This is a genomic window from Hephaestia mangrovi (genome assembly GCF_019880555.1).
Taxonomy (GTDB): domain Bacteria; phylum Pseudomonadota; class Alphaproteobacteria; order Sphingomonadales; family Sphingomonadaceae; genus Sphingomonas; species Sphingomonas mangrovi.
In genome coordinates, this window is record NZ_JAINVU010000003.1 from 447,913 (window position 1) to 473,328 (window position 25,416).

22 protein-coding genes are annotated in these 25,416 nt (G+C 67.5%); 4 read left to right on the forward strand and 18 right to left on the reverse strand.

All coding sequences use genetic code 11. The features are described from left to right. Window positions 1-5: 5 nt before the first annotated feature. The 8 genes from K7G81_RS09525 to K7G81_RS09560 form a co-directional block, all read right to left on the reverse strand. Window positions 6-2,306 (reverse strand): GumC family protein, encoded by a 2,301-nt coding sequence (locus tag K7G81_RS09525; protein WP_223030510.1) that lies wholly within the window; start codon window positions 2,304-2,306, stop codon window positions 6-8. Between the two features lie 141 nt (window positions 2,307-2,447). Then, window positions 2,448-3,827, reverse strand: a complete 1,380-nt coding sequence (locus tag K7G81_RS09530) for a transporter family protein (protein WP_223030733.1) — start codon at window positions 3,825-3,827, stop codon at window positions 2,448-2,450. A gap of 2 nt (window positions 3,828-3,829) precedes the next feature. Continuing rightward, entirely contained in the window at window positions 3,830-4,504 is a 675-nt protein-coding gene (locus K7G81_RS09535) for a hypothetical protein (protein WP_223030511.1), read from the reverse strand. A gap of 1 nt (window position 4,505) precedes the next feature. Further along, window positions 4,506-5,210 (reverse strand): C39 family peptidase, encoded by a 705-nt coding sequence (locus tag K7G81_RS09540; protein ID WP_223030512.1) that lies wholly within the window; start codon window positions 5,208-5,210, stop codon window positions 4,506-4,508. Then, on the reverse strand, window positions 5,210-5,614 hold the full coding sequence (locus tag K7G81_RS09545) for a hypothetical protein (RefSeq protein ID WP_223030513.1): 405 nt from the start codon (window positions 5,612-5,614) through the stop codon (window positions 5,210-5,212). Before K7G81_RS09545 ends, K7G81_RS09540 begins: the two co-directional genes overlap by 1 nt. A gap of 100 nt (window positions 5,615-5,714) precedes the next feature. After that, on the reverse strand, window positions 5,715-6,950 hold the full coding sequence (locus K7G81_RS09550) for a hypothetical protein (RefSeq protein WP_223030514.1): 1,236 nt from the start codon (window positions 6,948-6,950) through the stop codon (window positions 5,715-5,717). A 256-nt stretch (window positions 6,951-7,206) separates the two neighbouring features. Next, window positions 7,207-8,271 carry a helix-turn-helix transcriptional regulator gene (locus K7G81_RS09555; RefSeq protein ID WP_223030515.1) on the reverse strand — a complete coding sequence of 355 codons (1,065 nt, stop codon included), beginning with the start codon at window positions 8,269-8,271 and terminating at the stop codon, window positions 7,207-7,209. A 155-nt stretch (window positions 8,272-8,426) separates the two neighbouring features. Beyond that, window positions 8,427-9,536, reverse strand: a complete 1,110-nt coding sequence (locus K7G81_RS09560) for a glycosyltransferase (RefSeq protein WP_223030516.1) — start codon at window positions 9,534-9,536, stop codon at window positions 8,427-8,429. Between the two features lie 103 nt (window positions 9,537-9,639). On the opposite strand from K7G81_RS09560, the gene K7G81_RS09565 reads away from it, so the two are divergent. From K7G81_RS09565 to K7G81_RS09575, 3 genes are all read left to right on the forward strand, one after another. After that, a complete protein-coding gene (locus K7G81_RS09565; RefSeq protein ID WP_223030517.1) occupies window positions 9,640-10,629 on the forward strand; it encodes a sulfotransferase in 990 nt (329 codons plus the stop codon). Beyond that, window positions 10,626-11,780, forward strand: a complete 1,155-nt coding sequence (locus K7G81_RS09570; protein WP_223030518.1) for a glycosyltransferase family 4 protein — start codon at window positions 10,626-10,628, stop codon at window positions 11,778-11,780. Before K7G81_RS09565 ends, K7G81_RS09570 begins: the two co-directional genes overlap by 4 nt. A gap of 133 nt (window positions 11,781-11,913) precedes the next feature. Next, a complete protein-coding gene (locus tag K7G81_RS09575) occupies window positions 11,914-12,201 on the forward strand; it encodes a hypothetical protein (RefSeq protein WP_223030519.1) in 288 nt (95 codons plus the stop codon). Here K7G81_RS09575 and K7G81_RS09580 read toward each other — a convergent pair. The 10 genes from K7G81_RS09580 to K7G81_RS09625 all read right to left on the reverse strand — a co-directional run bounded on the left by K7G81_RS09580 (window position 12,114) and on the right by K7G81_RS09625 (window position 23,805). Then, entirely contained in the window at window positions 12,114-12,848 is a 735-nt protein-coding gene (locus K7G81_RS09580; protein ID WP_223030520.1) for an HAD family hydrolase, read from the reverse strand. The genes K7G81_RS09575 and K7G81_RS09580 overlap by 88 nt on opposite strands. Continuing rightward, a complete protein-coding gene (locus K7G81_RS18015; protein ID WP_223030521.1) occupies window positions 12,838-13,800 on the reverse strand; it encodes an ATP-grasp domain-containing protein in 963 nt (320 codons plus the stop codon). Before K7G81_RS18015 ends, K7G81_RS09580 begins: the two co-directional genes overlap by 11 nt. Next, window positions 13,797-14,954, reverse strand: coding sequence for a glycosyltransferase family 4 protein (locus K7G81_RS09590; RefSeq protein WP_255586822.1), 1,158 nt, complete (start codon window positions 14,952-14,954; stop codon window positions 13,797-13,799). The genes K7G81_RS18015 and K7G81_RS09590 overlap by 4 nt, the downstream gene beginning before the upstream one ends. Window positions 14,955-15,072: 118 nt before the next feature. After that, window positions 15,073-16,389 (reverse strand): pectate lyase, encoded by a 1,317-nt coding sequence (locus K7G81_RS09595; RefSeq protein WP_255586823.1) that lies wholly within the window; start codon window positions 16,387-16,389, stop codon window positions 15,073-15,075. Between the two features lie 47 nt (window positions 16,390-16,436). Continuing rightward, window positions 16,437-17,675 carry an outer membrane beta-barrel protein gene (locus K7G81_RS09600; protein WP_223030523.1) on the reverse strand — a complete coding sequence of 413 codons (1,239 nt, stop codon included), beginning with the start codon at window positions 17,673-17,675 and terminating at the stop codon, window positions 16,437-16,439. Beyond that, the gene (locus K7G81_RS09605; RefSeq protein ID WP_223030524.1) at window positions 17,666-18,241 is read right to left on the reverse strand and encodes a polysaccharide biosynthesis/export family protein; all 576 of its coding nucleotides are present in this window, start codon (window positions 18,239-18,241) and stop codon (window positions 17,666-17,668) included. Before K7G81_RS09605 ends, K7G81_RS09600 begins: the two co-directional genes overlap by 10 nt. Before the next feature lie 80 nt (window positions 18,242-18,321). After that, window positions 18,322-19,647: an O-antigen ligase family protein gene (locus tag K7G81_RS09610; RefSeq protein WP_223030525.1), complete on the reverse strand. Its 1,326-nt coding sequence runs from the start codon at window positions 19,645-19,647 to the stop codon at window positions 18,322-18,324. Continuing rightward, window positions 19,644-20,486, reverse strand: coding sequence for a sulfotransferase (locus K7G81_RS09615; RefSeq protein WP_223030526.1), 843 nt, complete (start codon window positions 20,484-20,486; stop codon window positions 19,644-19,646). Before K7G81_RS09615 ends, K7G81_RS09610 begins: the two co-directional genes overlap by 4 nt. Next, window positions 20,483-21,709, reverse strand: coding sequence for a DegT/DnrJ/EryC1/StrS family aminotransferase (locus tag K7G81_RS09620; RefSeq protein WP_223030527.1), 1,227 nt, complete (start codon window positions 21,707-21,709; stop codon window positions 20,483-20,485). The genes K7G81_RS09615 and K7G81_RS09620 overlap by 4 nt, the downstream gene beginning before the upstream one ends. Beyond that, on the reverse strand, window positions 21,706-23,805 hold the full coding sequence (locus K7G81_RS09625) for a polysaccharide biosynthesis protein (protein ID WP_223030528.1): 2,100 nt from the start codon (window positions 23,803-23,805) through the stop codon (window positions 21,706-21,708). Before K7G81_RS09625 ends, K7G81_RS09620 begins: the two co-directional genes overlap by 4 nt. Window positions 23,806-24,231: 426 nt before the next feature. Here K7G81_RS09625 and K7G81_RS09630 point away from each other — a divergent pair, with 426 nt between their 5' ends. Continuing rightward, a complete protein-coding gene (locus K7G81_RS09630; RefSeq protein WP_223030529.1) occupies window positions 24,232-25,416 on the forward strand; it encodes a glycosyltransferase family 4 protein in 1,185 nt (394 codons plus the stop codon).

Consider the following 25,416-nt stretch of genomic DNA (forward strand, 5'->3'; position numbering starts at 1 on the left):
GCGTTCTATCCGGCCGCGGCCGGACGGCCGACCAGCCCGCGCAGCCACTCGACGAACGACCGCCGCTGCGGAATCGGGCCGGTATAATAAGCCGAGGAATCGACATAGAACTGGACGGCATCGCCATAGCCGCGACGCGCATGCTCGGCATAATCGACCTGGTTGAACACCACCGCATCGATCTTGCCCTGGAGGAGCTGATGCGTGGCCCGCATCTGCTCGACTGTGGTCTTGCCCCAACTGAGCACGACCAGCGTCGCATCGGCGATATCGGTCAATGTCCGCGCGTCGCGCACCGCCAGCGTCGCCGGCGCGTTGATGATGATGAGATCGAAGCGTTCGCGCAGCTCGGCGGCGAGCGAGCGCAACCGGCTGACGCGGATCAACGAAGCAGGATCGCGCACCGGTTCGCGGGTCGAGATCACCACCGGCTTGTAGGTATCGATCTCGCGCTCGGCCTGTGACGAGGGAGAGGACGGCAACAGCTTCCGCATGTCCGCCGTACCAGTGAGGTAATCGACCAGATCGGGGCCGTCGACCTCGCGCTGGATATCCTGAAGCAATCCCGGGCGCCGCAGATCGAGATCGACCACCACGGCGCGCCGGCCCATCGCCGAAGCGGCGGCGACAAGGCTCAACGCGATCGTCGACTTGCCGTCACCCGGCAGCGGCGAGGTGACGAGCACCGACTGAGTCGAGCCTTCGTGCGGGAGCTGCGCGACCTCGGCATGGAGCGACCGCGCGACCTCGGCGAACAGCGATTGCGGATCGAGCAACACCGGGCTTTCCTCCGGCGTCCGCGCCGAGGCGCCGGCGATTTCCGGGAACATGCCGAAGGTCGGCAGGCGGAACAGGCGGCGGATCTGCTCGCTGGTCCTGAGCTTGTTGTCGAACAGCTCGATCAGATAGATCAGCATCAGGCCGAGCATCGTCGAGCCGATGAAGGCGGCGGCAACGGTGCGCTTGGGCTGCGGTGCGATCGGGACGTCGGACGCGACCGCGGGCGATACCAGCCATGAATTGACGCCGCTCGAATCGAGACCAGCCTTGACCGTTTCGGCGCGCTGCGCGACCGCGGCATAGGCCTGATGCGCGATATCCGCCTGGCGTTGCAGCTCGGCGAGCTCGGGCGTGTTGACCGTATTCGCGACGATCCGCCGCTTGAGATCGGCAAGTTGACCTGCCAATTGCCCGGCGCGCGCCGCCGATGCAGCAGCCACGCTTTGCGCCAGCGTCTGATCGCGGGCTGTGTCGGCGGCAATGCGCGCGCGTTCGTCACCGATCACGCGGGCGCGCTCGGCGGCCATGTCCTTCTTGAGCTCGGCGAGCTGGGCGTCGATGCGCTGGATGTCGGGATGCCCGTCACCGAAAGTCACCGCGAGGCTCGATCGCTGCGTGGTCAGCGCATCATATTGGCGCTGCTGCTGGTCGAGCAGCGACGATGTCGCGCCGGCTGTCGTGCGCATCGTCGCGGCACGCGAATCGCCCGCCGAGCGCGCGGCGTCTGCGGCGCGCATCCCGTTGGCCGAAGCAGCTTCGACCTCGATGCGGTTGAACTGGGCATAATCTTCCTCGCTGCCCGCGCCGGCCGGCATGTCATGCGTGCGGCGGAAATCGGCGACGCGGTCATCGGCCGTCTTGGCGACGCTGGCGAGACGCGTCACCTCGCTTTCCAGCGCGCCCGCAAGGTCCTGCTTGCGCTGCTGGCGCTGATTGAGGCGCCGCGCGCGCAGGCTGGCGACGAACTGGTTGGCGATCTGTGCCGACAGTGCGGCCGAGTGGCTGCGCACCGCGATATCGATGAAATCCGATCCGGTCTGGCTGGAAATCTGCACCATGTTCTGCAGCTTTGTCGTCGCCGCATCGACCGCAGCGGGCGACGATACGCCCTTGGGCACCACCGCATCGCCCATGAAGCGACGATTGTGAGTCAGGTTGAGATCATGAACCACCTTCTCGGCAAGCGAGCGAGCGCGATAGGTGCGCGCTTCGTTGGCGACGCGCAATTGATCGCGCGCCGCGATTTCGTCCTGCCGGGCATCGGCACTTTCGTTGAGCTCGACCTGGACGAGACCGACCGACTCATAGACCGGGGTGGCCATCAATTGCGTAACCAGCGCAAGCAATGTGGACGCACCGACGACGATTGCCAGCAACTTCCAGTGGCGCCGGATCACCTGCCAGATCTGACGCGCCGACAGGCTCATCGTATCGGCCATGTCGCCGCCGATCACACGGCGTTCGCTCTCGTCGCGCCGGTCACCCGGCAGGGCTGCTCCGCCCGGGAATATCGCCAGATCGTTCATCGCCTCACCCCTTCCGGCGGCCGGCGCGGCGGGCCGGCTCACCCTTCCCCGCATTGTGCGGCGAGGCGACGGAGAGGGCACCCGCTATTGGGGCTGGTGCGATGGGCATGTTGGCTAAGCCTTTCGAGCAGCCGGGCGGGATTACAACGTGAATGGGATACGCAGCGAGGTGCGCACGTCGGGCGCGTCCTGAGTCGCGCCGACTTCGACAGACCAGTTGATCGAGGAGCGGTTGTTGAGCCGATACGATACGCCGAACAGCAGCCGCCCGATCTGCAGATCGCGCGAGCGTGTGGTCATGGGATCGCCGGTCGGCTCGCCGGTGCGCTGGTCGAGCACCCGCGATACCGTCTTGGTACCGAACGCCCAGGTGTGGGCATAGCCGATGTTGAACGAGGTACGCTGGTTGACCGCGATACCGATCCCGGCGGAGAAATTGAGCTCGCCGCCCGGCGCGACGCGATCGATCTGGACCGGCGGAATCCGCGTATGGACGTTGCGCGCGATATTGTAGGTATAGCCGACGGTGCCGAACAGCACCGCAGGTTCGGTCGGCACGATCGCGGTGATGCTCGGCGAGATGCCGTAGAAGCCCGCGCCCGTCGCCGATTGCAGCGCCGCGCCATTGGCGTCGCGCTTGACCGCGAACGGGCTGCGGCCGGTCGGCAGGTCGACCTGGAGATTGGCGGTGAGATAGGGCTTGTCGGGGCCGCCGTTGTTGATCTGATACCGCGCAGACAGTTCGACATCGCCGATGTTGCCACCCCTGGTCGAGCTGTCCACCGTCGCGGCCTGATCGTTGGTGGTGCTGCCGGCGATCGGCGCGAGCACCGAATGATCGGCGCGATAGACATAGGGAACGCGGACGCCGACCTCGAGCCGGTCGGCGAGCCCGTAGCGCAGCGTGCCCGACGCGGTGAGGATGTCCTGCCGGCTCTCGTTGATATCGAACACGCCGACCAGGATCGATTCGATCAGTTCGACGCCACGGAACACCGCGCGATTGCGATCGGCACGCGCGTAATCGAGGCCGAACTCGGCGACGAGCTGCCCCTTGGGGGTGACGACGCGGCCCTGATCGTCAAGCACCGCGACCGAGGGCGGCTGATCGTCCTCATCGGGCTGGCCGACCTTGACCGGCGTGGCGGCGGCAACCTGCCCGGCGGCCGGCGCGGCGCGGGCAGCGACCGCCTCGTCACGCGCCTGCTGCGCGGTGTCGGCAACCCCGGCGAGCTTCTGCTCGAGCGCATCGAGCCGCGCGGCCTGCGCGTCGAGCTGTCGCTGCTGCGCGTCGAGCTTGGCCTGCTGCGCGGCAATCTGCGCACGGGCAGCAGCGAGCTCTGCCTCGGGATCGCTGGCCGCCGTCTGGGCAACGCCGATACCCCCATTTGGGGACAGGCCGGACGGGGCGCCGAGCACCGCGGGGTCCATCGCCAGCGCCGGTGTGGCGGCGGCCAATCCGAGCGCGACGGCCAGGATGCCGGCGAGACGCCGGAGTCGTTGTCCGATATGGTCGTTCATGTTCAGCCCCCCGCCCCGCGCCACATGCTTGCCTCCGCCGCGACATCCTGCACGCGGGCCAGCGTCGAGCCGATCGAGAACGGCGCGGCGTTGCTCAAAGTGAGATCGAGCGTGAGGCTCTGGTTGATGATGCGGCCGTCGCCGCTGTTGGCGACCATCGTGCCGATGCGATCGCCGACGAAATGCGTCACCTGCAGCCCATCGAGCGAGGCAGTGCTGGCCAGTTCTCCGGGCGCGGTCAGCACCGTCGTCACGCTCGCCTTGCTCTCGGTGGTCGAGACCGGCGGCGTGGCCGATGCCGGCGCCGCGGTGGCCTGCGCAAAGTTTATCGTGATCGTCGGCGTCGGCGCCGATAGCGCGCCCCTGCTCGCGTTGACCGGCGCCGGCGCGGCAGCGGTGACGGTGGCCAGCACGCCATCGGTGGTGACGGTGGCGGTATCGCCGACGATCTTGAAAGTGGTGGTCAGTACCGGCGCGCCGTTGACGCTGGTGGTGACGGTCGCGGCCAGCGCCACGTCGATGCCGCCGGGCAGTTCGAAGCCGCCGCGTTGCCCGGCGAGTTCGGCGTCGCTCAGCGCCGGCGCGGCGAACAGCGCGGGCGCGTCGGTAGCGCGTGCCGTCGTTGCCGACATCATCGCCAGCACCACGGCCAGCGCCTTGGCGAAACGCCGCATCATCTCAGAAATCCCCCAATTGGGGGGCCGCGAGCGACAGCGCCGCTTCGCTCAGCGGCCGCGCGAAATCGCCGGAGACCGGGGCGCGAAGCCAGTGCGCCCATTGCGAGGACCGGTTGAACGACGACTTGCCGACATCCTGCGCGGCGGTGACGACGAAGAACAGCCCGTCCCAGATCTTGCCGAAAGCGGCACGATCATAGACCAGCAGGCCCTTCGAGGGATCGCCGACCAGGACGTGATCGCCGCGCACGCCCTTGATGACGATGAAGTGGCGATAGCCGTCGACCACGGTGAGCGCGATGCCCGGCACGCCGGCCTTGGCAATATCGTCGAGCGTGACGCGATAGCCGTCCGCGGACAGGCCGATCGCGGTCAGATACCGCTTCATGTCGAGCAGCGAGAAGCCCTGCTGCTTGATCAGCGTGCGATCGCCTTCCTTCCACATGCCGGCGAACACGCTGTCCTCGCTGGCAGCGACGCCATAGTGATAGTGGAGCAGGGTAGCGAGCGCGGCCGAGCCGCAGCTGAAATCGTAGCGTTGGCGGATCACGGTGTAGAACCGCGCGTCCAGCATCGAACGCATCGGCACCTGGAAACCGCCGCCGGGCAGCGCCGGAATCTCGAACCGCTGCACGTGTTGCGCCGCCGCGGGCTGCGCGACGGCGACGAGGCCGGAGCCGAGCAGGATGCCGGCGCGGCGGATCATCACATGCCGCCGCCGTTCGCCACCGGCGCCTGGCTGATCAGCACGTTGATGTTCATCGACGCGTTGATCGCACTGTTGTTGCCGGTGTTGAGATTGACCATCGAGATGCCCGACACGTTCTGGAAAGCGTTGTCGGAAACGGCCAGCGTGCCGGTCGGCGACTGATCGCCGACGCTGTTGTTGCCGACGGTCGCGTTGCTCGAGGAATTGGCGGAAACCCAGGTGGGGGTGCCGTCACGGCCCGAGACATGCGCGAGCCCGGCTTCGTCGAGCGGGGTTTCGCTGAACAGGTGGGATGCCGCCGGATCGGGGGCGGTCGCCGCCGGTGCATCGACCGTCTGCGCGGTGGCCGCGCTTGCGCCCAGCACGAACGCAACAGCGGCAAGGAACGAACGGATCACCATCGGGCCTCTCCCAAACGGCCTTGAAGGGATGGCCAGCGCCTCGTCGGGTTTGGCGAGGGGAACTGCCGAGGCGCTGGCCAAGGGGATCACACCGAGCGCGTCAGAACGACACGTCGCCGGTGCTGACGGCGAGGTTCACGCTCGCGTTCTGCGAAGCGGCGGCGCCGGTATTCTGGTTGAGCGCCTGGACGCCGGCATAGTTCTGGAACGCGTTGCCCTGGTTCGACAGGCTGTTGTTCACCGGCCCCGACTTCTTGTTCATGTCGAACGCGACCGACACGCCAGAGACGTAGCTCGACAGCGTCGAGGAAGCGACCAGCGCCCCGTTGCCGAACACGTTCGACGTGCCGGCGAAGGTCTGTGACTGCGTCGACGTGGTCGTGGTGTTGCCGCTGTCCGCGATCGAGACGTTGGTCGATGCGTCGTTGGTCGAATTGTCGTTGCCGCTGTCGGCAACATTGGTCGAGTTGTCGCTGTTGTCGTTCCCCGAATCGGCGACGTTGGTGTTGACCGAGTTGTTCGAATTGTCATTGCCGCTATCGGCAACATTGTTGGTCGTATTGGTCGAGTTGTTCGACTGATCGTTGCCGCTGTCCGCGACATTGGTGTTCGTCGAATTGTCGCTGTTGTCGTTGCCGCTGTCGGCCACCGACGTGTTGCCACTGTCAGCAACAGATGTGTTGCCGCTGTCCGCTACCGACGTGTTGGTCGAGGCATCGTTGGTGGAATTGTCGTTGCCCGAATCGGCGATGCCGACGTTGGTCGAGTTGTTCGATTGATCGTTGCCGCTGTCGGCTACATTGGTCGAATTGTTGCTCATGTCGTTGCCGCTATCGGCCACCGAGGTGTTGCCGCTGTCCGCCACCGATGTGTTGGTCGAGGCGTCGTTGGTCGAATTGTCGTTGCCCGAATCGGCGATGCCGACGTTGGTCGAGTTATTCGACTGATCGTTGCCACTGTCCGCGACATTGGTGTTGGTCGAGTTGTTGCTCATGTCGTTGCCGCTGTCGGCAATCCCGACATTGGTCGAGTTATTGCTCATGTCGTTGCCGCTGTCGGCCACCGACATATTGCCGCTATCGGAAACGGCGGTGTTGCCACTGTCCGCCACGGCGGTGTTGCCCGAATCGGCCACCGAGGTGTTGACCGAGTTGTTCGAATTGTCGCTGGTGGCGCTCGAACCGCCTGCTGCGGCGGCATTGCCGGCGGACGCCGTATTGGTGTCCGGTGTCGCGGCGGGCGTCGGGCTTGGCGTCGGTGTTGGATCGGCCATGGCCGGAACGGCGATCGCGGTCAGGAAAGCCGCGACGGCGGTGCCTGTCAGGAGCTTGTTCATCTCTCGAAATCCTCTTCGGTTGCGTTGACGATCGGAATCGCGGGTTGCCCTGGAGCGCCGCGCATCGATGAAATTACGTCCCGCAACGCCGCCGGGCATGGCCCAGCCGGGCGAAAACCCCCGCCGCAAACGAGGCAATTGACACCCCCCAAACGGGGATTTTCGTGACAAATACCCCCTTTGCGCCAAATGCTTGTCGATTCCGGGCGGGCACGCGCCGACACTGCCGTGCGGATAGGCGCAGCGAGCGGATGGTTCAGGCGGAAAGGAGCGGCAGCGCCGTCTTGATCATCGCGCTGACCAAGTCGGTCTGGCGACGCAGGCCGGTCTTCTGGAACACCTGCTTTAGGTAGGTTCGCACCGTCTGTTCCTTAAGCCGCATTACCTCGGCGGCCTCGACGAGGGTGCGGCCGCGAACCAGCTGGTCGACCAGCCGGCATTCGACCGGCGTGAGATCGAAATGGTCGCCCACGGCAGCGATCGGCAAGTCGCGATCAGCCTCGGCATCGATCAGCTGAACCGCGATGCGGGGCCGGCCGGGGCCCGAGCCCAGCGGATGGAGAGCCAGCAGCAGGGGAAAGCGGCCCGGCCGGGGGACGGCGACGATCAGCGGATCGCCGGCGGAATCGAGGTTCGGCTGAGCGACGACGTGGTGGAGCATCAGCTGCAACCGCGTCGCTTCCTGCACGTCGCGCAGCATCAGGCGGCCGTCGGCTTCGAACAGATCGGTTGCCGCGGCAAGCAAGGTCCGTGCCGCATGGTTCGCGAAATGAATCGCGCCGTCGCCATCGACCAGCAACAAGGCCGTCGCAAGCCGGTCGAGCGCAACGCGCTGATCGTCGCGTAACAGCCGTTCGATATGAGCCTTCATCCACAAGGCGAGGCTGCGTTCGATGAGCGGCGCGAACCCGGCAAGCCGCGCCGCGACCTTGCTGCGACCGGACGCGACAGCATAAAGGCCGACACGATCCGACGGCCGCGGCCGCAGCAGCAGCATGGCGAGGTCGCCATGTTCGCAAGGCATGCCGGCATCGGAGTCGATTCCGTCGAGCGCCGCCTGCAGGTCTTCGCGAGCGGCGCCATCGCGCTGCGGATCGATCGCGGCGCGGGCCAGCGTCTCTCCCGCACGGCCGCTGGTCGTAACATGGACGAGGCCGATCGCATCGGCGCCGATCAATTGCCCGATCTCGACCAGCAGGCCGGCAAGGTCGGCGTCGCCGGCAAGCACCGGCGCGCGCACTTCATCGCCGTCGGCATCGAAAGCGGCCAAACCGGTAACCGGCCGGGCCGCCGCACCGACCGTATCCACGAGCTCGAGCATTGCCCCTCCTGCGTCGCCGCACGGATGCCGGGCATTTGCCCGTGTCTGCCGATGCGGCGGAATTGAGACCCGCTACCGCCAGATTAGCACGTCTCGCCGCATCACAAAGATATCGGATGGCCGCGAGCCGGGTGCGGAAGGGGTAGATCGTTCGTTCAGGCGGCGCGCCCACGCTCGGCCTGGACCCGGGCGTAGAGATCGAGATGCGCGCGGCCCGCACCTTCGATCGAGAAGCGCCGTGACGCTTCCCACGCACCGCAGGACAGGGCGGCATAACGGGCGGGATCGAGCAGTACGGCGGCGATCGCGTCCGCCAATGCTGCGGGGTCGGCCTTCGGCACCAGCACGCCATTGAGTTCGGGACGAACGAGCTCGCGATTGCCCGCGATGTTGGTCCCGACGATCGGCAACCCGGCCATCATCGCCTCGATGATCGCCACCGGCAGCCCCTCCCACAGCGAGCAGTTGACGAACAGATCGGCGGCACGGAGCAGATCGGGGACATCATGGCGCGCGCCGAGCAGCGTAACGATATCTCCGACGCCCTCGCGATCGGCGAGCGCACGCAATTCGGCAAGCGGCGCGCCATCGCCAACGATATGGACTTTTACTTTGCGCCCGGCCCGCGCCATCAGGTCGCGCAGTCGCGGGGTAGCCCGGATCAACAACGGATAATTCTTCTGCGTCGATAGCGCGCCGACCGCAATAACCACTGGATCGGCCGCCGGCGCGGGCCGCGGCTCGGGCACCTCGAACGCGGCGTCGGCGGCGTTGATGATCGTCGAGACAGGGCGCCGCGACAAGCGCGCGATGATCGCCGAGCATTCGGCGCTGATCCCGACATAACCGCGAACCACCGTATCGAACACGCGAAACAGCGCGGGCGGAAAGCTGAGCTTGCTGTTGTGATGCGTCATCACCACCGGCACCGACGGCCGCAACAGCGCGAGGATCAAGCCAGCCTGGGCGGTATGGGCGTGGATCACGTCGGGCCGCGCCGCGGCGATCGCTCGCCGCAGCGCCCAGGCCCCCGCGATCGGATTGCGCCGGTTGGCGAGGCCGAGCGAGGATGTCTCGACACCCGCGGCAGCGAGCCTGGCCTTCATCGCGACCTCGGATTCGAGCGAGTTGCCGAGCGTCGCAGCATCGCACAGCGCAACGATCAGCGCTTCATGGCCTTCGACGACGAACCGCCGCGACAGGCTGGTGACCAACGCCTCGGCCCCGCCGGTGGTGAAGCTGGTGAGGATCGACAGGATACGCATCACCGCCCGTTTCGGACATCGCCGCCTGCGGGGAAAATGCGATTTCGGGCTAGGACCGATGCACCCGTCGCGGCGCGCGCGCGCGCATGCCAGTGGTGAGGCGATGACCGATACCGACGCTTTCGCCCCGCCCGTCGATGCCAGCGCCGTCCGCGCGTCGCCCGCGCCGGTGCTGTTGCACGTCGGATTCCACAAGACCGGATCGACCTGGCTGCAGAACCATCTGTTCGCCGATCCGCGCCGCTTCGCGATGCCGGCGACCCCGCGCCATCGACTGGTCGAGGACCTGGTCGTCCCCGATCCGCTGGCCTTCGATCCCGCCGGCGCGGCCGCCGCTTATGCCGCGCCGCTCGCCGATGCGCGCGCGGCGGGGCTGACGCTGGTGCTGTCTCACGAACGCTTGTCGGGCTATCCCTCTTCGGGCGGTCGCGACCGGGTGACGATTGCCGAGCGTCTCGCCGCTGCCTTTCCGGAGGCGCGGGTGCTGATCGTCATCCGCGAGCAGCGCGCGTTGATCGGCTCGATGTATCGCCAGCATATCACTGATGGCGGGGTCGAGAGCCTGGGCCGCTTCCTCGACACGCCCGAGCCCAGCCTGTGCCGCAAGCCGAGCTTCACCACCGATTTCTATGCCTTCGATCGGCTGGTCGCGCTCTATCATCGGCTGTTCGGCGAGGATCGCGTGCTGGTTCTCCCCGTCGAGCACCTCGCCCGCGATCCCCAGGGGTTCGCCGATGCGATCGCGCGGCTGTGCGGCGGACCGGCATTGCCGATCGTACCGGCGGCGCGGGCCAACCAGCGACGGCCATTGATGATGCAACTGGTGCAGCGGCCGTTCAACCTGCTGTTCTATCACAATGAGCTCAGCCCCGGCGCGCTGTTCCACATCACGCGCTTCCACAAACGCTACGCGCGGCTGCTGCCGGTGTTCGAGCGGCTGTCGCCGGCGGTGCTCGAACGCTGGCTGGCGCGACGGCTCGACCGTGCGATCGCCGCGCGGATCGGCGACCTTTATGCCGAAAGCAATGCGCGGACCGAGCGGCTGACCGGGCTCGATCTCGCCGCGCTGGGCTATCCGGTCGCGCGGGGATGATGCGGCGACGGCATATCGCGATCGTTACCTCCGGTCTCGGCGCCGGCGGTGCGGAGCGGGTGATCGCGCTTATCGCCGATCATCTCGTCGCGCGCGGTGATCGAGTGTCAGTGATCGCGTTCGACCGGCCAGACGACCCGATCTTTCATCCGCTGCCCGAGGGCGCGACGATCCACCGCCTCGGAGCAACGCGGCGCTCGGCCATCGAACCGCTCGCGCGGATCATGCGCTTGCGCCGGCTGCTCGCCGCCGCGCAGCCCGATATCGTGCTCAGCCTGCTGACCAAGATCAACGCGATCACGCTGCTGGCGACGATCGGCCTGCCGGCGCGCGTGATACCCTGCGAACGCAACAACCCGACACGGCAGGATGCGCACCCGATCTGGAATCTCGCGCTTCGCCTGCTCTACCGCCGCGCGACGGCGATCGTGCTGCAGACTGCGGCGAGCCGACGCTGCCTGCCGCGCGGTGTGCGAAAGCGCGCTACCGTAATCCCCAACCCGATCGAACCTTATGCCGTCGCGACGCAGGACCCGTTGCCGCCGCGGCTCGCCGCGGTAGGGCGCCTCACGCACCAGAAAGGGTTCGATCTGCTGATCGACGCCTATGCGCGGGTCGCCGATCGCCACCCGGCCTGGCAGCTCGACATCTGGGGCGAGGGCGACGATCGCGCCACCCTTGCCAGCCGGATCGCGACACTCGGAATGGCGGACCGGATCGCTCTCCGCGGACTCAGCGCGGCGCCGGGCGGTTGGCTCGCCGAAGCCGGCGCTCTGGTGCTGAGCTCGCGTTACGAAGGCTTTCCCAACGTGCTCGCCGAAGCGATGGCGGCGGGGCTACCCGTGCTCGCCACCGATTGCGCGTTCGGCCCAGCCGAACTGATCGCCCCCGAACGGACCGGGCTGCTGATCCCGGCGGAGAATGTCGCCACCCTGGCGATCGGACTCGACCGGCTGCTGGGCGACGATGCGCTACGATCGCGGATCGGCACCGCAGCCCGCGCGGCGATGCGCGCCTATGCCCCGAGCACCGTCCTGGCGCGCTGGGATGCGCTGCTCGATGCCGTCGCCAGACCACGCCGAAAGGCTAAGGCGCGGTTCATTCGGGCGTCATCCTATTGTCACTTGCCAGCGCGTCGCGAGCGTTCATAGTCAGCCGATCTTCACATGGATCAGCCGGGCGAGTCGCAGAACCGCCGGAGCACAGGCTCCGCAAGAGCTGACACAGGATGGCCGGGTTGGCGATGACGAACTTGACGATCGATTGTTTCGTGGGCGCACGGTGATGGACCGAGCGGCCCGCCATCTCGATGACGATTTCATCGATCGCCACAGCGATCCCGGCGACCCGGGTGACGCGCTGCTGGACAATCCGGCGGTGCTCGACGCCAGCGTGCGTATCGCCGCGATCTACGGTGACCTGCTGGGCAGCGGCCTCGACGAAGCCGCAGTGGGACAAGCGATGCTGGGCGCGACGGTGATGCTCTACAAGTCGGTCGGGCTGGGCACGATGCTGCCCGCGATCCTGCGTCGCGTCGCCGACCGGCTCGATCGCGAGCGCACGGCGCATTGATCGAGCAATGCCGCGATCGCGCTGAAATCATCGGCCCAGTCGTGTGGCCGTGTCGCCGCGGGCAAGGCGGCCAGATCCCATTTGTGGATTGCATCCGGCCTCGGCCTTAGCCCGATCGTGTACCAGCCGCGGGCATTGGGCGCGATGAAATCCTTGGCCGGATTGTCTGCCACATAGACATAGCGCGCCGCCGGCAGTGCATTCTCGACCGCGACGAACCCGGCCTGCGAAGGCTTGGCCGCGCCCAGTTCCTCGGAAATGAACAGACCATCCAATTCGAGACCGAGCGCCGCGACCTTGAGCCGTTGCGAGATCGCGCGACCATCAGTGAGCACGGCAATCGCCTCGCCGCGCCGCCGGCATTGCGCGATCGCCGCCGCGACGCCGGGGCGCAGCGTGATCGCCGGACGATGCAGGCGATAGGTCCATAGCAACGCCTCGAACGCCGCCTCGGGCAACCGCGCCGCGCGGCGGATCGCACCGAGCGGGTCCGTCTCGGGCAGCTCGACGGGATCGACCGCCGCGCCGGTCAGACGCCCGACGAGCGCGGTCACCGCCGCCAGCCCCGAGCGGACGTAATCCGCCTCGGCGTACAGCGTGTCGTCAAGGTCGAACACGATCGTTCGCGGCCGACGCTCAGCCGCCATGGACGAGCACCTTGGCATCGTAACGCAGCATGACGAGCCGGTCCTCCCAGTCATCGAACCAGGAAATCGTCTCGCCGAGAAGGTATTCGCGGATCAGCCATGCCGGGAAATCGGCGCCCGCCGCGAGCGCGAGCGGAAAGCCGCCGCCGAAGCGCGGGTTGATCTCGATCGCCAGCACGCGATCGCCTGCGGGCGGCGCGAAGAGTTGCAGCGTCAGGCAGCCGCGCGCGCCCGCGATCGCCGCCAGACGATCGCGCAGCAGATCATGCAGCCAGTCGCGCCGGGTGACGCCCTTGCTCACCTCGCCGCCGCGGGTCTCGATGCGCTGGCGCGGCACGGCCGCCTTCAGTCGATGATCCCGGCCGTAATAGAGATCGATCGTCACTTCGACATGATCAGAAGGGACGAGCTCCATGAACACGCGATCGGGATCGGCGCGCATCGCCTCGCTCAGCATCTCCGGGGCGTCGAGGCGCATCGCGCCGATGCTGCTCGATCCGTCGCGCGGCTTGGTGAAGCAGGGAAAATGTATCGCGTCGTGCGGCATCAGCGCCGGGCTCGCCAGCCCGAGCCGATCGAACAGCGCGCCTACCGTGGTCTTGTCGCGGCATGCGGAAACCAAAGCGGGATCGGAGATGACGAGATGAGTCCCTTCCGACGCGAACGCTTCGCGCAGCCGCGCCAACGGGGCGAGCTCGGTATCGATCGTCGGGACGACGAGCCCGATCTTTTCGCGCGCGCATAGTTCGGCGAGCGCCTCGGCATAATCGGGGGCGCCAATGGCCGGCAGCGCGAAGGCGGCATCGGCGACCTGGCAGGCGGCCGACAGTCCCGGCCGCATATCGGCGGCGAGCACCCGCGCGGCGGGCAGCAGCTGACGGGCAGCGGCGCGAAAGCCCTCGATCAGCTCGACCCGGCGGCCGGCCGACAGCAGAAGCAGGTCGCGCCTCACGCAGCGCGGCCGACGAGCTCGGTGTAGATCTGGCTGACCCGCGCGCAATGATGCTCGGCGCCGAACCGCTGGCGAGCATCGCCCTGGGCAAAGGCGGCACGCGCGCGGGTTGCCGCCGGCTCATGAATCAATTGCGTGCACCCCTCGGCAAGTGCCGCGGGATCGTCGGGCGCGACAAGCAGGCCGAGCCGCCCCTCGCGGAGCGCCTCGACATTACCGCCCGATCGCGTCGCCACCACCGGCGTGCCGACCAGCATCGCTTCGACCAGCGTTCGCCCGAACGGCTCGCCAACCGCGGGCACGACAAGTTGGTCGCACGCCCCGATCCAGAACGCGCCGGGGGTACGATAGCCCATCAGGCGGACGTTGCGCGTGACATCGAGATCAACGATGCGGCGTTCGAGCGCGAGCGCCATCCGCGGATCGTCGGCTTCTCCGAACATCAGCCCGATCACCGGGCGATCGGGCACGATGCGCCGCAACCGCGCGATCGCCTCGACAAAGGCGATCGGCCGCTTGCGATTGATGAAACTGCCGAAATAACCGAGCAGCACCGCGTCTTCGGGCAGCGCCGCCTCGCGAAGCAGAGCAGTGCGGGCAGCGCGGCGATCAACCTCGATCGTCGCATCGAACGGGCTGTGCAGCACCTCCGCGCGCGCCGACGCCGACCACCAACGCCGCCGCGGCAGCGCGAAGCTCGACACGGCGAGTACGCGATCGGCGAGCAATGGCGCCAACGTCCGCAAGCCGAGCGCACCTGGGTCGCCGCGATGGTGCCAGACCAGGCGCGCGCCGGCGAGCCGCGCCGCCAGCGCCCAGCGGGCATGAGTGCCGCCGTCGTTGGTATGGACGATATCGACGCGCTCGCGGCGCAGGAAGCGGACCTGCGGCACCAATGCGGACAGCGCCCTGAGGGCCTTGCCCGGGCCGAATGGCTCGCCGGGCGGAAAGCGAACGCCGAGATCGGGCCCGGCGTGGAGCTCGTTGCCCGCGAACAAGGTGGCGATCGCGCCACCGCGCACCTGCGGCACGATGATCACCCGAAACCGCCGCCGATCGAGCCGGTCGATCAGCCCGTGGACCGAGAGATGACTACCGCCGACGGTATCGCCGACGAAGGGAAAGCAGATCGTGGTGCGGCCATCCGGCTCCATGAGGCATCCCATCAACTGGTCGGGCGAAGGCGTCGCGCACCTTCACCCGTAGGCCGAGAATAAACCCGAGCGCATCGGCCACGCGATTGGAAATGGGTGGTAAACCGGATGGTCGTCATCATGGATTGCCGTGCGCCGCCACCAGCTTCGCATGAGCATCGGCGAGAAAGGCGTCGAGATTGTCCACCCCGTCGTGATCGGCATCGCCCCAGGCGTCGAAGCGGGTCGGATCGGTGCCGTGAGCCCGTTCCCAATTGTCCTCCATGCCGTCTCCATCCTGGTCAGGATAGGGGGTACCCGAAGCCGGGATCGCGAAGGTGCCTGGCTGCTTGACGATATGACCGGTCCTCGTCTCGGTTTCGTGGACGATACGCGTATCGACATCGTCGCGCGGGAAAGCGCCGGCTTCGGCCAGCACCTTGGCATAGGCCGCGTCGGCCGAAAGCGGCGCGACCGTCAGCGGGCACGGCGGCTTCGACACGGCGACCGCAGGCAGCAGTGGCGATTCGTGGACGAACTTGCCCTCGTATTTGTTGCCATAAGCATAGATCTGCGCCTTGCCGGTGGCGGCGATCGGCACCACGTCAAGCCCGACGGCATGATCGGCGGTGCTCGGCCCCTTGCGCATCACGTTGCCGACCTCGGAGACCGGCGTGCCGCCATAGCTCTGCCAGATTTCGGTGAATTGCGATTCGGCGTCATAGAAGACGTTGTTGACGATCTCGACGCATGAGCCGGGCATGAAATTGACGTCCGGATTGCGATCGCCGTTGTGCGCGCAGAGGTTGCCGATGAAGCTCAGATGCTGCGGTCCTTGCGGATCGCTGCCGAGCAGTGCGCATTTGTCGTGCTTGGGAATGCCCTCGGCGAAGATCGACCAGCTGATCGTGATGCGATCGTTCTGTCCGTAGGGATTGACGTTCTCGTCCCGCGCCCAGCTGCCGCTGACGTGGTCGAGGATCACGTTATCGGCATGTTCGATAGTGAAGGCATCTTCCGATTCGCGCTCGCCGCCGATCCGATCGAGCCGCACGCGGATATCGCGGACGACGACATCATGGGTGTTCTTGATGACCAGCGGCGTGCGCCCATCAGGCCCACCCGAATGGGCGAGCGTGATACCGCCGCCCGGCGCGGTCTGCCCGGCGATGGTGAGATAGGGGTTCTTGATGACCGGCGGCCTCCCGGTGAACCGGATCAGCCCACCGACCCGGAACACGCAGACGCGTGGCCCCGCCGCCTCGACACAGGCTCGGAACGAGCCCTTGCCCGAATCGGCCAGCGTCGTGATCTGGATCACCTTGCCGCCCCGCCCGCCCTTCGCGCCGGCACCCCAGCCGACCGCGCCGGGAAAGGCGAGCGGCCCCGCGACCGGCTGCGGCGGCGGTGGTTCCTGCCCATTCGCGCCGCAAGCGGCGACGGGCGAAAGGACCAAAAGTACGACGCCCGCGACAGCGATGCGTTGGCGGTGGAACCATATCATCAATAGCGCATCCTCAACTCGAGGGCCCCGCGGAAGCGATCGAAGCGTTCGCTCGCGCGGCTGCTGCCACGGTTCGCGTAGCGCGCGGTCGCGGCGATCGCGAAGCGGCGGTTGAAGCGGTATTCGAGCTCGGTCTCACCGCCCAGCGTCCGCTGCGTGCCGCCGCCGACGAATTGCGACCGGCGATAGACGACCGCGCCGCTCCACCGCAGGTTGTGCCGGATTTCCTGCTGGAACCCGAGCTGGATGCGGGTATCGATCCGCGTCGAAGCCCCGCTTCGCACCGTGGCGACATCGCCGCGGAAGCCCTGCAGCGTGAATGCCAATCGCGGCGTCGGCGTGTAGATCAGCGAGCCTTGCACCGACAGGCCGGTTCGCGCCTTGAGCGTCGGGTCGTCCGGATTGAAACGAAACAGGCCGACGCCGACATCGCCGCTCCACAGCCCGCCGGGATCGATCGACAGGCCGGCGCGCCCGCCGACCGTGCTGGCGTCGCGATCGATCCCTGTGAAATCGGTGGCGAGGCGATAATTGCGCCTGTTGGCGAAGGCCTCGGCAAAGACGTTGGTCAGCCCGTGGATGCGATAATAGACCCGGCCCGAAACGGCATATTGCGTGAGGTCCCGATCGGCGTCGCTGGCGGCGAGGAAGTTGAAGCGATCGACACCGCCATGCGCCTGAAAACCGATCCGGCCACCCTGATGACGATAATCGAGGCCCCCGCTCCACACATTGGAGAGGCGCGGGCCGACCGTATCGTCGGTACGGGCTTCAGGGTCACCGCGATCCTCAACCGCGCGCTGCCAACCGAGATCGCCGATCAACTGATCGGTCGCGTTGAACGCCAGCACGGCATGGCCGTTGACCAGAGCAGCGGTGCTGTCCTCGGTGGTATGCGTGGTGAAGCGGCGGATATCAGCCGCCGCGGTGCCGGTGAGATGCAGATTGCCATGATCGTAATCGGCCACCGCCTTGGGCGAGAAGGTGACGATCGCATCATCGATCGGATCGGTCGCCTTGGCGTAGATATTGCTGTCATAGGCGATGCGCACCGTCGCGCTGGGATAGAGCTTGAAGGCGCCGGCGCCGAGCCCGGTCGGCTGGTAATCGGGAATATCGTCAGCGAGCACCGGCGCCGGCGAATCGAGCTGCTGCGCCGCGCCGGGCGCACCGAGCGCGAGCCACAGCGCCGCGCCGGCGGCAGGGCCGGCGCGCCACGCGATGCGAGTCAGAACCATTTCTCGTCGACGCGGATCGTGTCACCGGGGGCGACCGGCGTATCCGGCTCGGCGCGGCCGATGGTCTGGTGGCCGTTCACCGTGCGGGTGATCGCCATGTGCTTCTGATCGGCGCGGAAGGTGTAGCCGCCGGCGATCGATACTGCGGACAGCACGGTGAGCCCGTGGCGATAGGGATATTCGCCCGGATTGTGCACCTCGCCCAGGATGTAGAAGGGCCGCAGCTTGAGCGGCTGGACGTTGACATTGGGCTGCTTGACGATCTGCTTGGCGATCAGGCTGTCGGCGATCGCATGCTCGAGCTGCGGCACCGTCATCCCGGCGGCATCGATCGGATCGATCAGCGGCAAGGCGAGCTGGCCGTGGTCGGTGATCATGAAGGTGTTATTGAGCGGATCGAGCCCGTAGACGAATACGCGGATCTCGTCGCCGCTGCCCAGGCGGTATTCGCTATCTGTGGCCGATGCCTGCTGCAGCGGCGGCAACGACGCGCTACCGCCGCCGCATCCCGCAAGCGGCAGCAGCAAAAGCGCCGCAAGGCCGGCAAAATGACGATTGAACCCCATGACTTGCGCCTCCCCAGACTCGCTGACGGATGCTGCCGACACTAGCCGATCGGTCGATGGCCCGCGGTGACGATTAAGGCCTAGACCGCAACCCAAAAGGAGGGGGCATGATACCCGGCCGGATAGGCATCGTCGCGCCCATAAAGGGGGCCGAGCGCAAGCATCACCGGCAGCACCCAAAGCCGGGCGAACATGTGCGGGCTGGCCGCGGTATATACGGTGAAAACCGCCACGGCAGACAGCGCCAGTGCGGTTTCCGGCCGTCTGCTCATGCGCGCGACCGCCAGCAGCACGAGCATCGCCAGCATCGCGATCAGCCCGGCCACCGCGACGATGCCGCCCTCCACCCACATCAGCAGATAGAGATCGTGGACCGGCTGGTGATCGCTGCTATAGCTCCGGAATTCGTCGGCGCCGACACCGAGCAGGCTGGTGTTCTCGACCATGCCCCATGCCTCGCCGATCAGCCCGACGCGGCCGGTATAGGTGCCTGCTTCCTGAATATCGCCGGACAGCAGCGCATCGCCGACACGTTGTTCGAAGATCGCCGGCAACGGCAGCCCGCTATAAGCGAACCCTGCCATCAGCATCGCCGCCGGCAGCGCGATGCGCAACAGGTAGCGCCGCCCGGCAACGCCGAGCGTCACCAGTACGGCGATGCTGGTCGCGGTGAAGCCGGTGAACGAGGCGCTCATCAACAGGCCCCACAGCAACACGATGCCGAGCGCCACGCCGGCGACCAGGGGCACCAGCCGCTCGTGGATGGCATAGAGCAGCAGCGCAACGGCGAAAGCGATCATCGCGCCGTTCCAGTTCGCCTCGCCAACGAAGCTGCCCATCCGGCCGTTGCCGGCGAGGAACCCGGTACCGAACAATTTTGTCGCATCGTTGCTCGACATCGCGAACGAGGCAAGGATGCCGCTGCCTTCGAGCACCGCGACGCCGATCACGAAGGCGACGATCATCCGGCGGATGAAGCCTTGCGGCTGCGACATCACCACCATCGGCACCAGCAGATACGCCACCATATATTGCACGGCGATGATCATCCATCGGAACAGATCGCCGTTGATCAGGCTGCTGAAGAACAGCCCGCCGAGCATCAGCCCGACGGCCGCGAACCACATCGGGGTGAACAGCCCGAACGGCGTGCCGGTGACACCGCCCCGCGTTGCCAGCAGGGCAAACGCGCCGAGCAGGGCGACATCCGACACCGTGATGTTCTGCGCACTCACCCGGATCAACTGATAAGCGGAAAAGAACGCGGCCATCAGTAGCAGCGCGCGCACCGCGACCATCGGCCCCGAGCGCCGGGTGATGCCGCGATGAAGATAGGGACCGATGTTGCGCGAACCCGCCGGCTCCTGCGCGAGCAGCAGATCGATCCGGTCGCGACCGGTGCTCATGCCGCGGCACGTCGCGGGGTCAGCCAATGATCGAGCGGCCGGCCGATCATCCGCGACAGACGTTCCACGTCATCGGCATAGAAATCGGCGAGCCGCGCCCGAAGCGCATCGCTGAGCGGCGGATACGCCACGTCGCGCGCGATCGTGCCACGGACGCCTTCGAACCAGGCGGTGCCGCGCAACGGCGCAACGCTGCGCTTCAGCGGCGCGAGCATGGTGCGCAGCGGCAACGGCAGCAAACGGGCGGCGCCATCGTTGACGCGGCGCGCGGCGGCCTGTTCACTGAAGCGTGGGGCAACGCCGATATGCGTGCTGACGCGATCGACCGTGCCGCGCGGATCGCGCCGCACGTCCTCGTGCAGGATCAGCAGGATGCGATCACCATCGAACTGGTCGAACCAGTGTGCGAGATGACGGGCGTAGAGCCCGTCTTGCAGAAAGCGCGGCTGCGGATTGTCGAGGCTGGAAAGGTAATCCTCGGGCGCGCCGCGCACGGTGCCGCGGCGATAGAGCATCTTGTAATCCGAATAGGCCCGATCGATCGGATTGCGGAGCTGCGCCACCAGCCGCACGTCGGGCAGCCACGCCGCGATCCGCCCCGGCGCGCGGGGATGAGCGAGGTAATCGGCCGATTTCTCGCCGACCCGCTGATCGCCGCGCGCATCGGCGAACCAGCGCGCATAGGCCGCCATGCCGGCGTCATAGTCGCGGCTGAAGAAATGCGGCTCGGGAGCGGGCATGAATACGTCCGGATTGGCCTCGAGCTGCGCCTGGATCCATGTCGTCGCGGCCTTGACCGCGCCGAACACGATGAAATCGGGAAGCCGCGCCTCGCTCATCGCCCCATCCACAAGCCGGCGCCATGCTCGTCCAGGATCGCACGGATCGCTGCGGCGACGCGGCGCATATCTGCTGGCTCGAACGTGTGATCGACGGGCAAAACCAGGGAGCGGCGGCCGATATCCGCGGCATTGGCCAGCGTGCCGTCGCGGCGCGGCGGGCATTGATGGAAAGCATATTCCTTCGACATATCGGGGCACGAGCCGCTTGCCGCCGGCACGCCGGCGGCGTTGAGCCAGGCGAGCAGGTCGCTCGGCTCGCAGCCGCGCGCGAGCCGCGCCGGCTCGATCAGCATCGTGAACCGGTAGAAGGCATGGGCGATGTGATCGGGCACCTGCGGCAATCGCACCAACGGGTCATCGGCCAGCCCCTCGGCGAGCACGGCGGCGTTGGCGCGGCGTCGCGCCAGCCATTCGGGCAGCTTGTCGAGCTGCGCGCGGCCGATCGCCGCCTGCATCTCGGTCATGCGGAAATTGCTGCCGAAGCTATCGTGGATGTAGCGGAAGCCCTTGCCGGGGACGGGATTGAACACCTTGGCGGGATTCTTGCCGTGATCCTTGTACGCCCAGGCGCGCGCCCAGGCGTCGCGCTCGGCGAGCAGCACCATCCCGCCCTCGCCGCCGGTCGAGATGATCTTGTCGGTGCAGAACGAAAATGCCGCGGCCGCGCCGAAGCTGCCGACCCGGCGGCCGCGATATTCGGCGCCATGCGCCTGCGCGCAATCCTCGATCAGCAACAGCCCGTGCGCGTCGCATACGGCGCAAAGCGCATCCATGTCGCACGGCCAGCCGGCGAGATGCACCGCGATCACCGCGCGCGTCGCGGGCCCGGCAACGCGCTCGACGCTGTCGGGATCGATGCCCTGGCTGATCGGATCGATATCGGCGAACACTGGCGTCGCGCCGACCGCAATCACGCAGGCTGCGGTGGCGAAGAAGCTGCGCGCTGGCACGATCACCTCGTCTCCCGGCCCGATGCCGAGCGCGCGTAACGCCAGTTCGAGCGCCAGCGTGCCGTTAGCCAGGCTGATCGCGTGCGGCATCCGGCAGAAATCGGCGAACTCGGCCTCGAAAGCGCGGCACTGATCGCCATGGACGAGCGAATTGACCCGGCCCGAGCGCAGCACGGCGGAGACCGCCGCGATCTCGTCCTCCTCGTGCCGCGGCCAGCGCGAGCGGGGCAGCGCCTCGGCGTCGGCCTCACGAAGGCGCAGCGCGGTCATTGCAGCGTGACCCCGGGCGGCGGCGATTCGACCAGAGTGATCGTCTGATCGCCGGGCACCGCCGCAGCCTCTTCGAGCATGGCGTGGAAGGCGGCGCGCCACGGTGCGCTCGACGACCATTCCACCATCTCGCGTGCGCGCACCCGCAGCCGCTCGGCGTCGCCGGCATGGACGAGGCGTTCGAGCTCATTGATCCCGCGCACCAGCTCGGGCAGCGGCACCGGGCACGGCCGCGCCTCGAAAATGCCGGGTATCCGTGACTCGAGTCGATCCTCGGACGCGTCGAACAATTCCTCGAACAGCTTCTCGCCGGGGCGCAGCCCGATGAAGCGGATCGGCACGTCGACGCCCGGCTCGAGCCCGGCGAGGCGGATCACGCGCTTGGCGATATCGACGATTTTCACCGGCTCACCCATGTCGAGCACGAACACAGTGCCGCGCTCGAGATCACATTCGAAAGCGTGCGCGCTGCTGGTCAGGATGAGCTGCACCGCTTCCTCCACGGTCATGAAGAAGCGTTCGATGTCGGGATGGGTGACGGTCAGCGGCCGTCCTTCGGCAAGCTGGCGCTGGAACAGCGGGATCAGCGAGCCGCTCGACCCGAGGACATTGCCGAACCGCACGGTCATGAAGCGCGGGCTGTCCGGCTCGCCGCCACCGACGAGATCGAGCGCCTGGCAGTAAAGTTCGCCGAGCCGTTTAGTGACGCCCATCATGCCCACCGGGTTGACCGCTTTATCGGTCGATACCTGGACCATCGCCGCCGCGCCGAACGTGCACACCGCATCGGCGATGTTGCGCGTGCCGATCACATTGGTGTGGATGCCGGCGCACGGATTGGCCTCGACCAGCGGCACGTGCTTGAGCGCGGCGGCGTGGAATACGACGTCCGGCCGGCGCTCGGCGAACACCTCGAACACCGCATCGCGCTGGCGCACCGAACACAAGGCGGCGTGGAACGTGACGTTGGGAAAACGCTCGCGCACCTCCATGTCGATCGCGTAGAGATTGAACTCGCCGTGATCGAGCAGCGTCACTTCGGCCGGGCCGAACGCGGCAAGCTGACGTACCAGCTCGCCGCCGATCGTGCCGCCCGCGCCCGTCACCAGCACGCGGCGCCCGGCGACGAGCTTGCTCACCGCCTCGCGCGCCAGGCTGATCTCGGGGCGGCCGAGCAGGTCGGCAAGCGGCAGATATTCGAGGTTGAACCGGCCGCCATGGCCGACCGCGCCCCCCGGTCGCCCGGCGCGCGCGATGACGAGATCGTTCTGATCGGCCAGCGAAACCAGTCGCAGGAAAGCACGGCGTGGCAGATCCGCACCGTCGTCGCGCAGCAACACACACGCCGGGCGCTGCCCGCGCCGATCGAGCATTGCGACGATGCCGCCGAGCATCTCGGGCGAGCCGAGTACGGGGATGCCGGCGATCTGCAAGCGGTGATCGCTGCCGTCGGGAGTCAGGACGCCGACGATCTCGATTCCGGCGCCGCGATCGGCGCGGATCAGCTCGATCATCGCCAACGCCCATTCGGGATCGCCGAGCAGCAAGGCGCGGCGAATGCGCGGTGGTTGCGCGGTCTCGGCAGCGCGCCGGTTCGAGCGCCATACGCGCAAGCCGCGCCGTGCGCCGCGCAGCCCGGCCATCGCCACCAGCGCGAGAGCGCCGCTGACCAAGGCGAAGGGGAGCAACGTCGCGCCCTGATCGCGCAGCCCCGGCAAGGTGACAAGCGCCGCTACCCAGGCGGCGCCGAGGCCCGCAGCTACCGTGGTGACGAGATAGAGCGCATCGGCATAAGAGATGAATCGCCAGCTCCGCCGGTAAAGGCCGGTGGCGATGAACAGCCCGACCGGGATCGTGGCGAACAGCGTGGAAAAGGTGCCGCTGCGGGCGAGCACGGCGGCAAGCTCGCTGCCGGTTTGCGCTGCCGCGATCTTGATCGACGCGACGATCGCCAAGGCATCGAGCAAACCTACGGCAACGAGGCGCACCAATGGCCGCAACCGGAGGGCGTTCAAGCGATCCCGTCCGCCGAACCACCGGGCAGCGCCGGCGCCGGCCGGCAACGCTTCCGTGGTTTCGGGTTGGGTCGTCGCCATCGGTCACTCCCACCGGCGCGCCACGATCGCATGCGGACGCGCTTCCACCATGCGCGACGGCGAGCAGAATCCCCCTCGACGGCGATGGCCTGGTAATGGTCGCTATCATATCGGTGGGAGCGGCGGAGACGCCCAGACGGCGACTATCCGGAATCGCGCGCATCCCCCATATGGGAGGAATATCGACCGGACGATGTAGCCCGTGGCGCGGCCGGGTGACCACGGCGGACGGCCCTGCAGATACCCCTAAGTATATCGCCCCGATTGCCAAGTGCCCCGGCGGGCATCGAGCGGCTATCGCTGAACGGTCGCGCGGCTGCCCCCCGGTCCGCGCGACACCAAGGGAGGGCTCGGGATGGCAATGGCGCGGCGCAATGGCCCCGGTTGGAGCAACGAACGCACGCGCCGCGACGCGGAGCGCGCACGATGAAGGTGCTGGTGCTCTCCAGCCTCGCCTGGTCGCTGGTCAATTTCCGCGGCCGGCTGCTCACCGACCTGCGCGATGCCGGCCACGATGTGATCGCCTGCGCCCCCGACGATGACCCCGCGGTGCGCGCGAGGCTCGCGCAAATGGGCGTGGGCTTCGCGCTGACGCCGATGGATCGGGCCGGCACCAATCCCCTCGCCGATCTCATGACCCTGGCGCGTTACGTCGCCCTGATGCTGCGCGAACGGCCTGACGTCGTGATCGCCTATACGCAAAAGCCGATCGTGCTCGGCGGCATCGCGGCACGGATCGCCCGGATATCGCGCTTCCACGTCTTGATGAGTGGGCTCGGCTATGTGTTCAGCGACGCCGCTGCCGGGCGCCGTCTGCTGCGCTGGGCAACCTGCCGCGCCTATCGCATCGCAGTCGCGCGCGCCGCGACGATCTTTGTGTTCAATGGCGACGACCGCCGCGAGATGATCGCCCACGGCATCATCGGCACGAGCCATTACGTGGTGCAGGTGCCGGGATCGGGGGTCGATATCGAACATTTCGCCGCGCGACCGCTCCCCGAGGGCCGGCCGACCTTCCTGATGATCGCCCGGCTGATGCGCGACAAGGGGATCGGCGAGTTCGTCGAGGCGGCGCGGCTGGTCCGCGACCATCGCACCGACGCGCGATTCCAGCTCGTCGGGCGCCCCGAGCCCGCCAACCCGACCGGGATCGGCGACGCCGAGATCGCCCGCTGGGTCGATGCCGGGCTTATCGAGCATATCCCCGAAACGCGCGATGTCCGCCCGTATCTCGCCGCCGCGCACGTCTTCGTCCTGCCCTCTTATTATCGCGAAGGCCTGCCCCGCACCTTGCTCGAGGCGCTGGCAAGCGGCCGCCCGGTCATCACCACCGATCTGCCCGGCTGTCGCGAACCGGTGATTCCCGGCGTCAACGGCTGGCTGGTGCCGCCGCGCGATGCGCCGGCGCTCGCCGCCACGATGCTGCGGACGATCGCCGATCGCGGCGTGCTGGCGGCAATGGCCAGGGCCGCGCGCGAGCGCGCCGTCACCCATTACGATGTCGCCAAGGTCAATGCGCAATTGCTGGCAATCATGCACCTCGATCGCCCGTCCCCGCGCCCCGGCGCCGAAATCCCGGTGGCCGCGCCCGCCCTCGCTGCCGAGGGGTGA

Coding starts and splice junctions, on each gene's coding strand:
- K7G81_RS09555 (WP_223030515.1), bottom strand. CDS start 8,271: ATGCTCGAGCTCGTGGATACGGTCGGTGCGGCGGCCCGGCCGGTTACC.
- K7G81_RS09525 (WP_223030510.1), bottom strand. CDS start 2,306: ATGAACGATCTGGCGATATTCCCGGGCGGAGCAGCCCTGCCGGGTGAC.
- K7G81_RS09565 (WP_223030517.1), top strand. CDS start 9,640: ATGACCGATACCGACGCTTTCGCCCCGCCCGTCGATGCCAGCGCCGTC.
- K7G81_RS09550 (WP_223030514.1), bottom strand. CDS start 6,950: ATGAACAAGCTCCTGACAGGCACCGCCGTCGCGGCTTTCCTGACCGCG.
- K7G81_RS09540 (WP_223030512.1), bottom strand. CDS start 5,210: ATGATCCGCCGCGCCGGCATCCTGCTCGGCTCCGGCCTCGTCGCCGTC.
- K7G81_RS09610 (WP_223030525.1), bottom strand. CDS start 19,647: ATGAGCACCGGTCGCGACCGGATCGATCTGCTGCTCGCGCAGGAGCCG.
- K7G81_RS09620 (WP_223030527.1), bottom strand. CDS start 21,709: ATGACCGCGCTGCGCCTTCGTGAGGCCGACGCCGAGGCGCTGCCCCGC.
- K7G81_RS09615 (WP_223030526.1), bottom strand. CDS start 20,486: ATGAGCGAGGCGCGGCTTCCCGATTTCATCGTGTTCGGCGCGGTCAAG.
- K7G81_RS09630 (WP_223030529.1), top strand. CDS start 24,232: ATGAAGGTGCTGGTGCTCTCCAGCCTCGCCTGGTCGCTGGTCAATTTC.
- K7G81_RS09590 (WP_255586822.1), bottom strand. CDS start 14,954: ATGGAGCCGGATGGCCGCACCACGATCTGCTTTCCCTTCGTCGGCGAT.
- K7G81_RS09535 (WP_223030511.1), bottom strand. CDS start 4,504: ATGATGCGGCGTTTCGCCAAGGCGCTGGCCGTGGTGCTGGCGATGATG.
- K7G81_RS09530 (WP_223030733.1), bottom strand. CDS start 3,827: ATGAACGACCATATCGGACAACGACTCCGGCGTCTCGCCGGCATCCTG.
- K7G81_RS09605 (WP_223030524.1), bottom strand. CDS start 18,241: ATGGGGTTCAATCGTCATTTTGCCGGCCTTGCGGCGCTTTTGCTGCTG.
- K7G81_RS09580 (WP_223030520.1), bottom strand. CDS start 12,848: ATGGCGGCTGAGCGTCGGCCGCGAACGATCGTGTTCGACCTTGACGAC.
- K7G81_RS09560 (WP_223030516.1), bottom strand. CDS start 9,536: ATGCGTATCCTGTCGATCCTCACCAGCTTCACCACCGGCGGGGCCGAG.
- K7G81_RS09625 (WP_223030528.1), bottom strand. CDS start 23,805: ATGGCGACGACCCAACCCGAAACCACGGAAGCGTTGCCGGCCGGCGCC.
- K7G81_RS09570 (WP_223030518.1), top strand. CDS start 10,626: ATGATGCGGCGACGGCATATCGCGATCGTTACCTCCGGTCTCGGCGCC.
- K7G81_RS09600 (WP_223030523.1), bottom strand. CDS start 17,675: ATGGTTCTGACTCGCATCGCGTGGCGCGCCGGCCCTGCCGCCGGCGCG.
- K7G81_RS09575 (WP_223030519.1), top strand. CDS start 11,914: ATGGACCGAGCGGCCCGCCATCTCGATGACGATTTCATCGATCGCCAC.
- K7G81_RS09545 (WP_223030513.1), bottom strand. CDS start 5,614: ATGGTGATCCGTTCGTTCCTTGCCGCTGTTGCGTTCGTGCTGGGCGCA.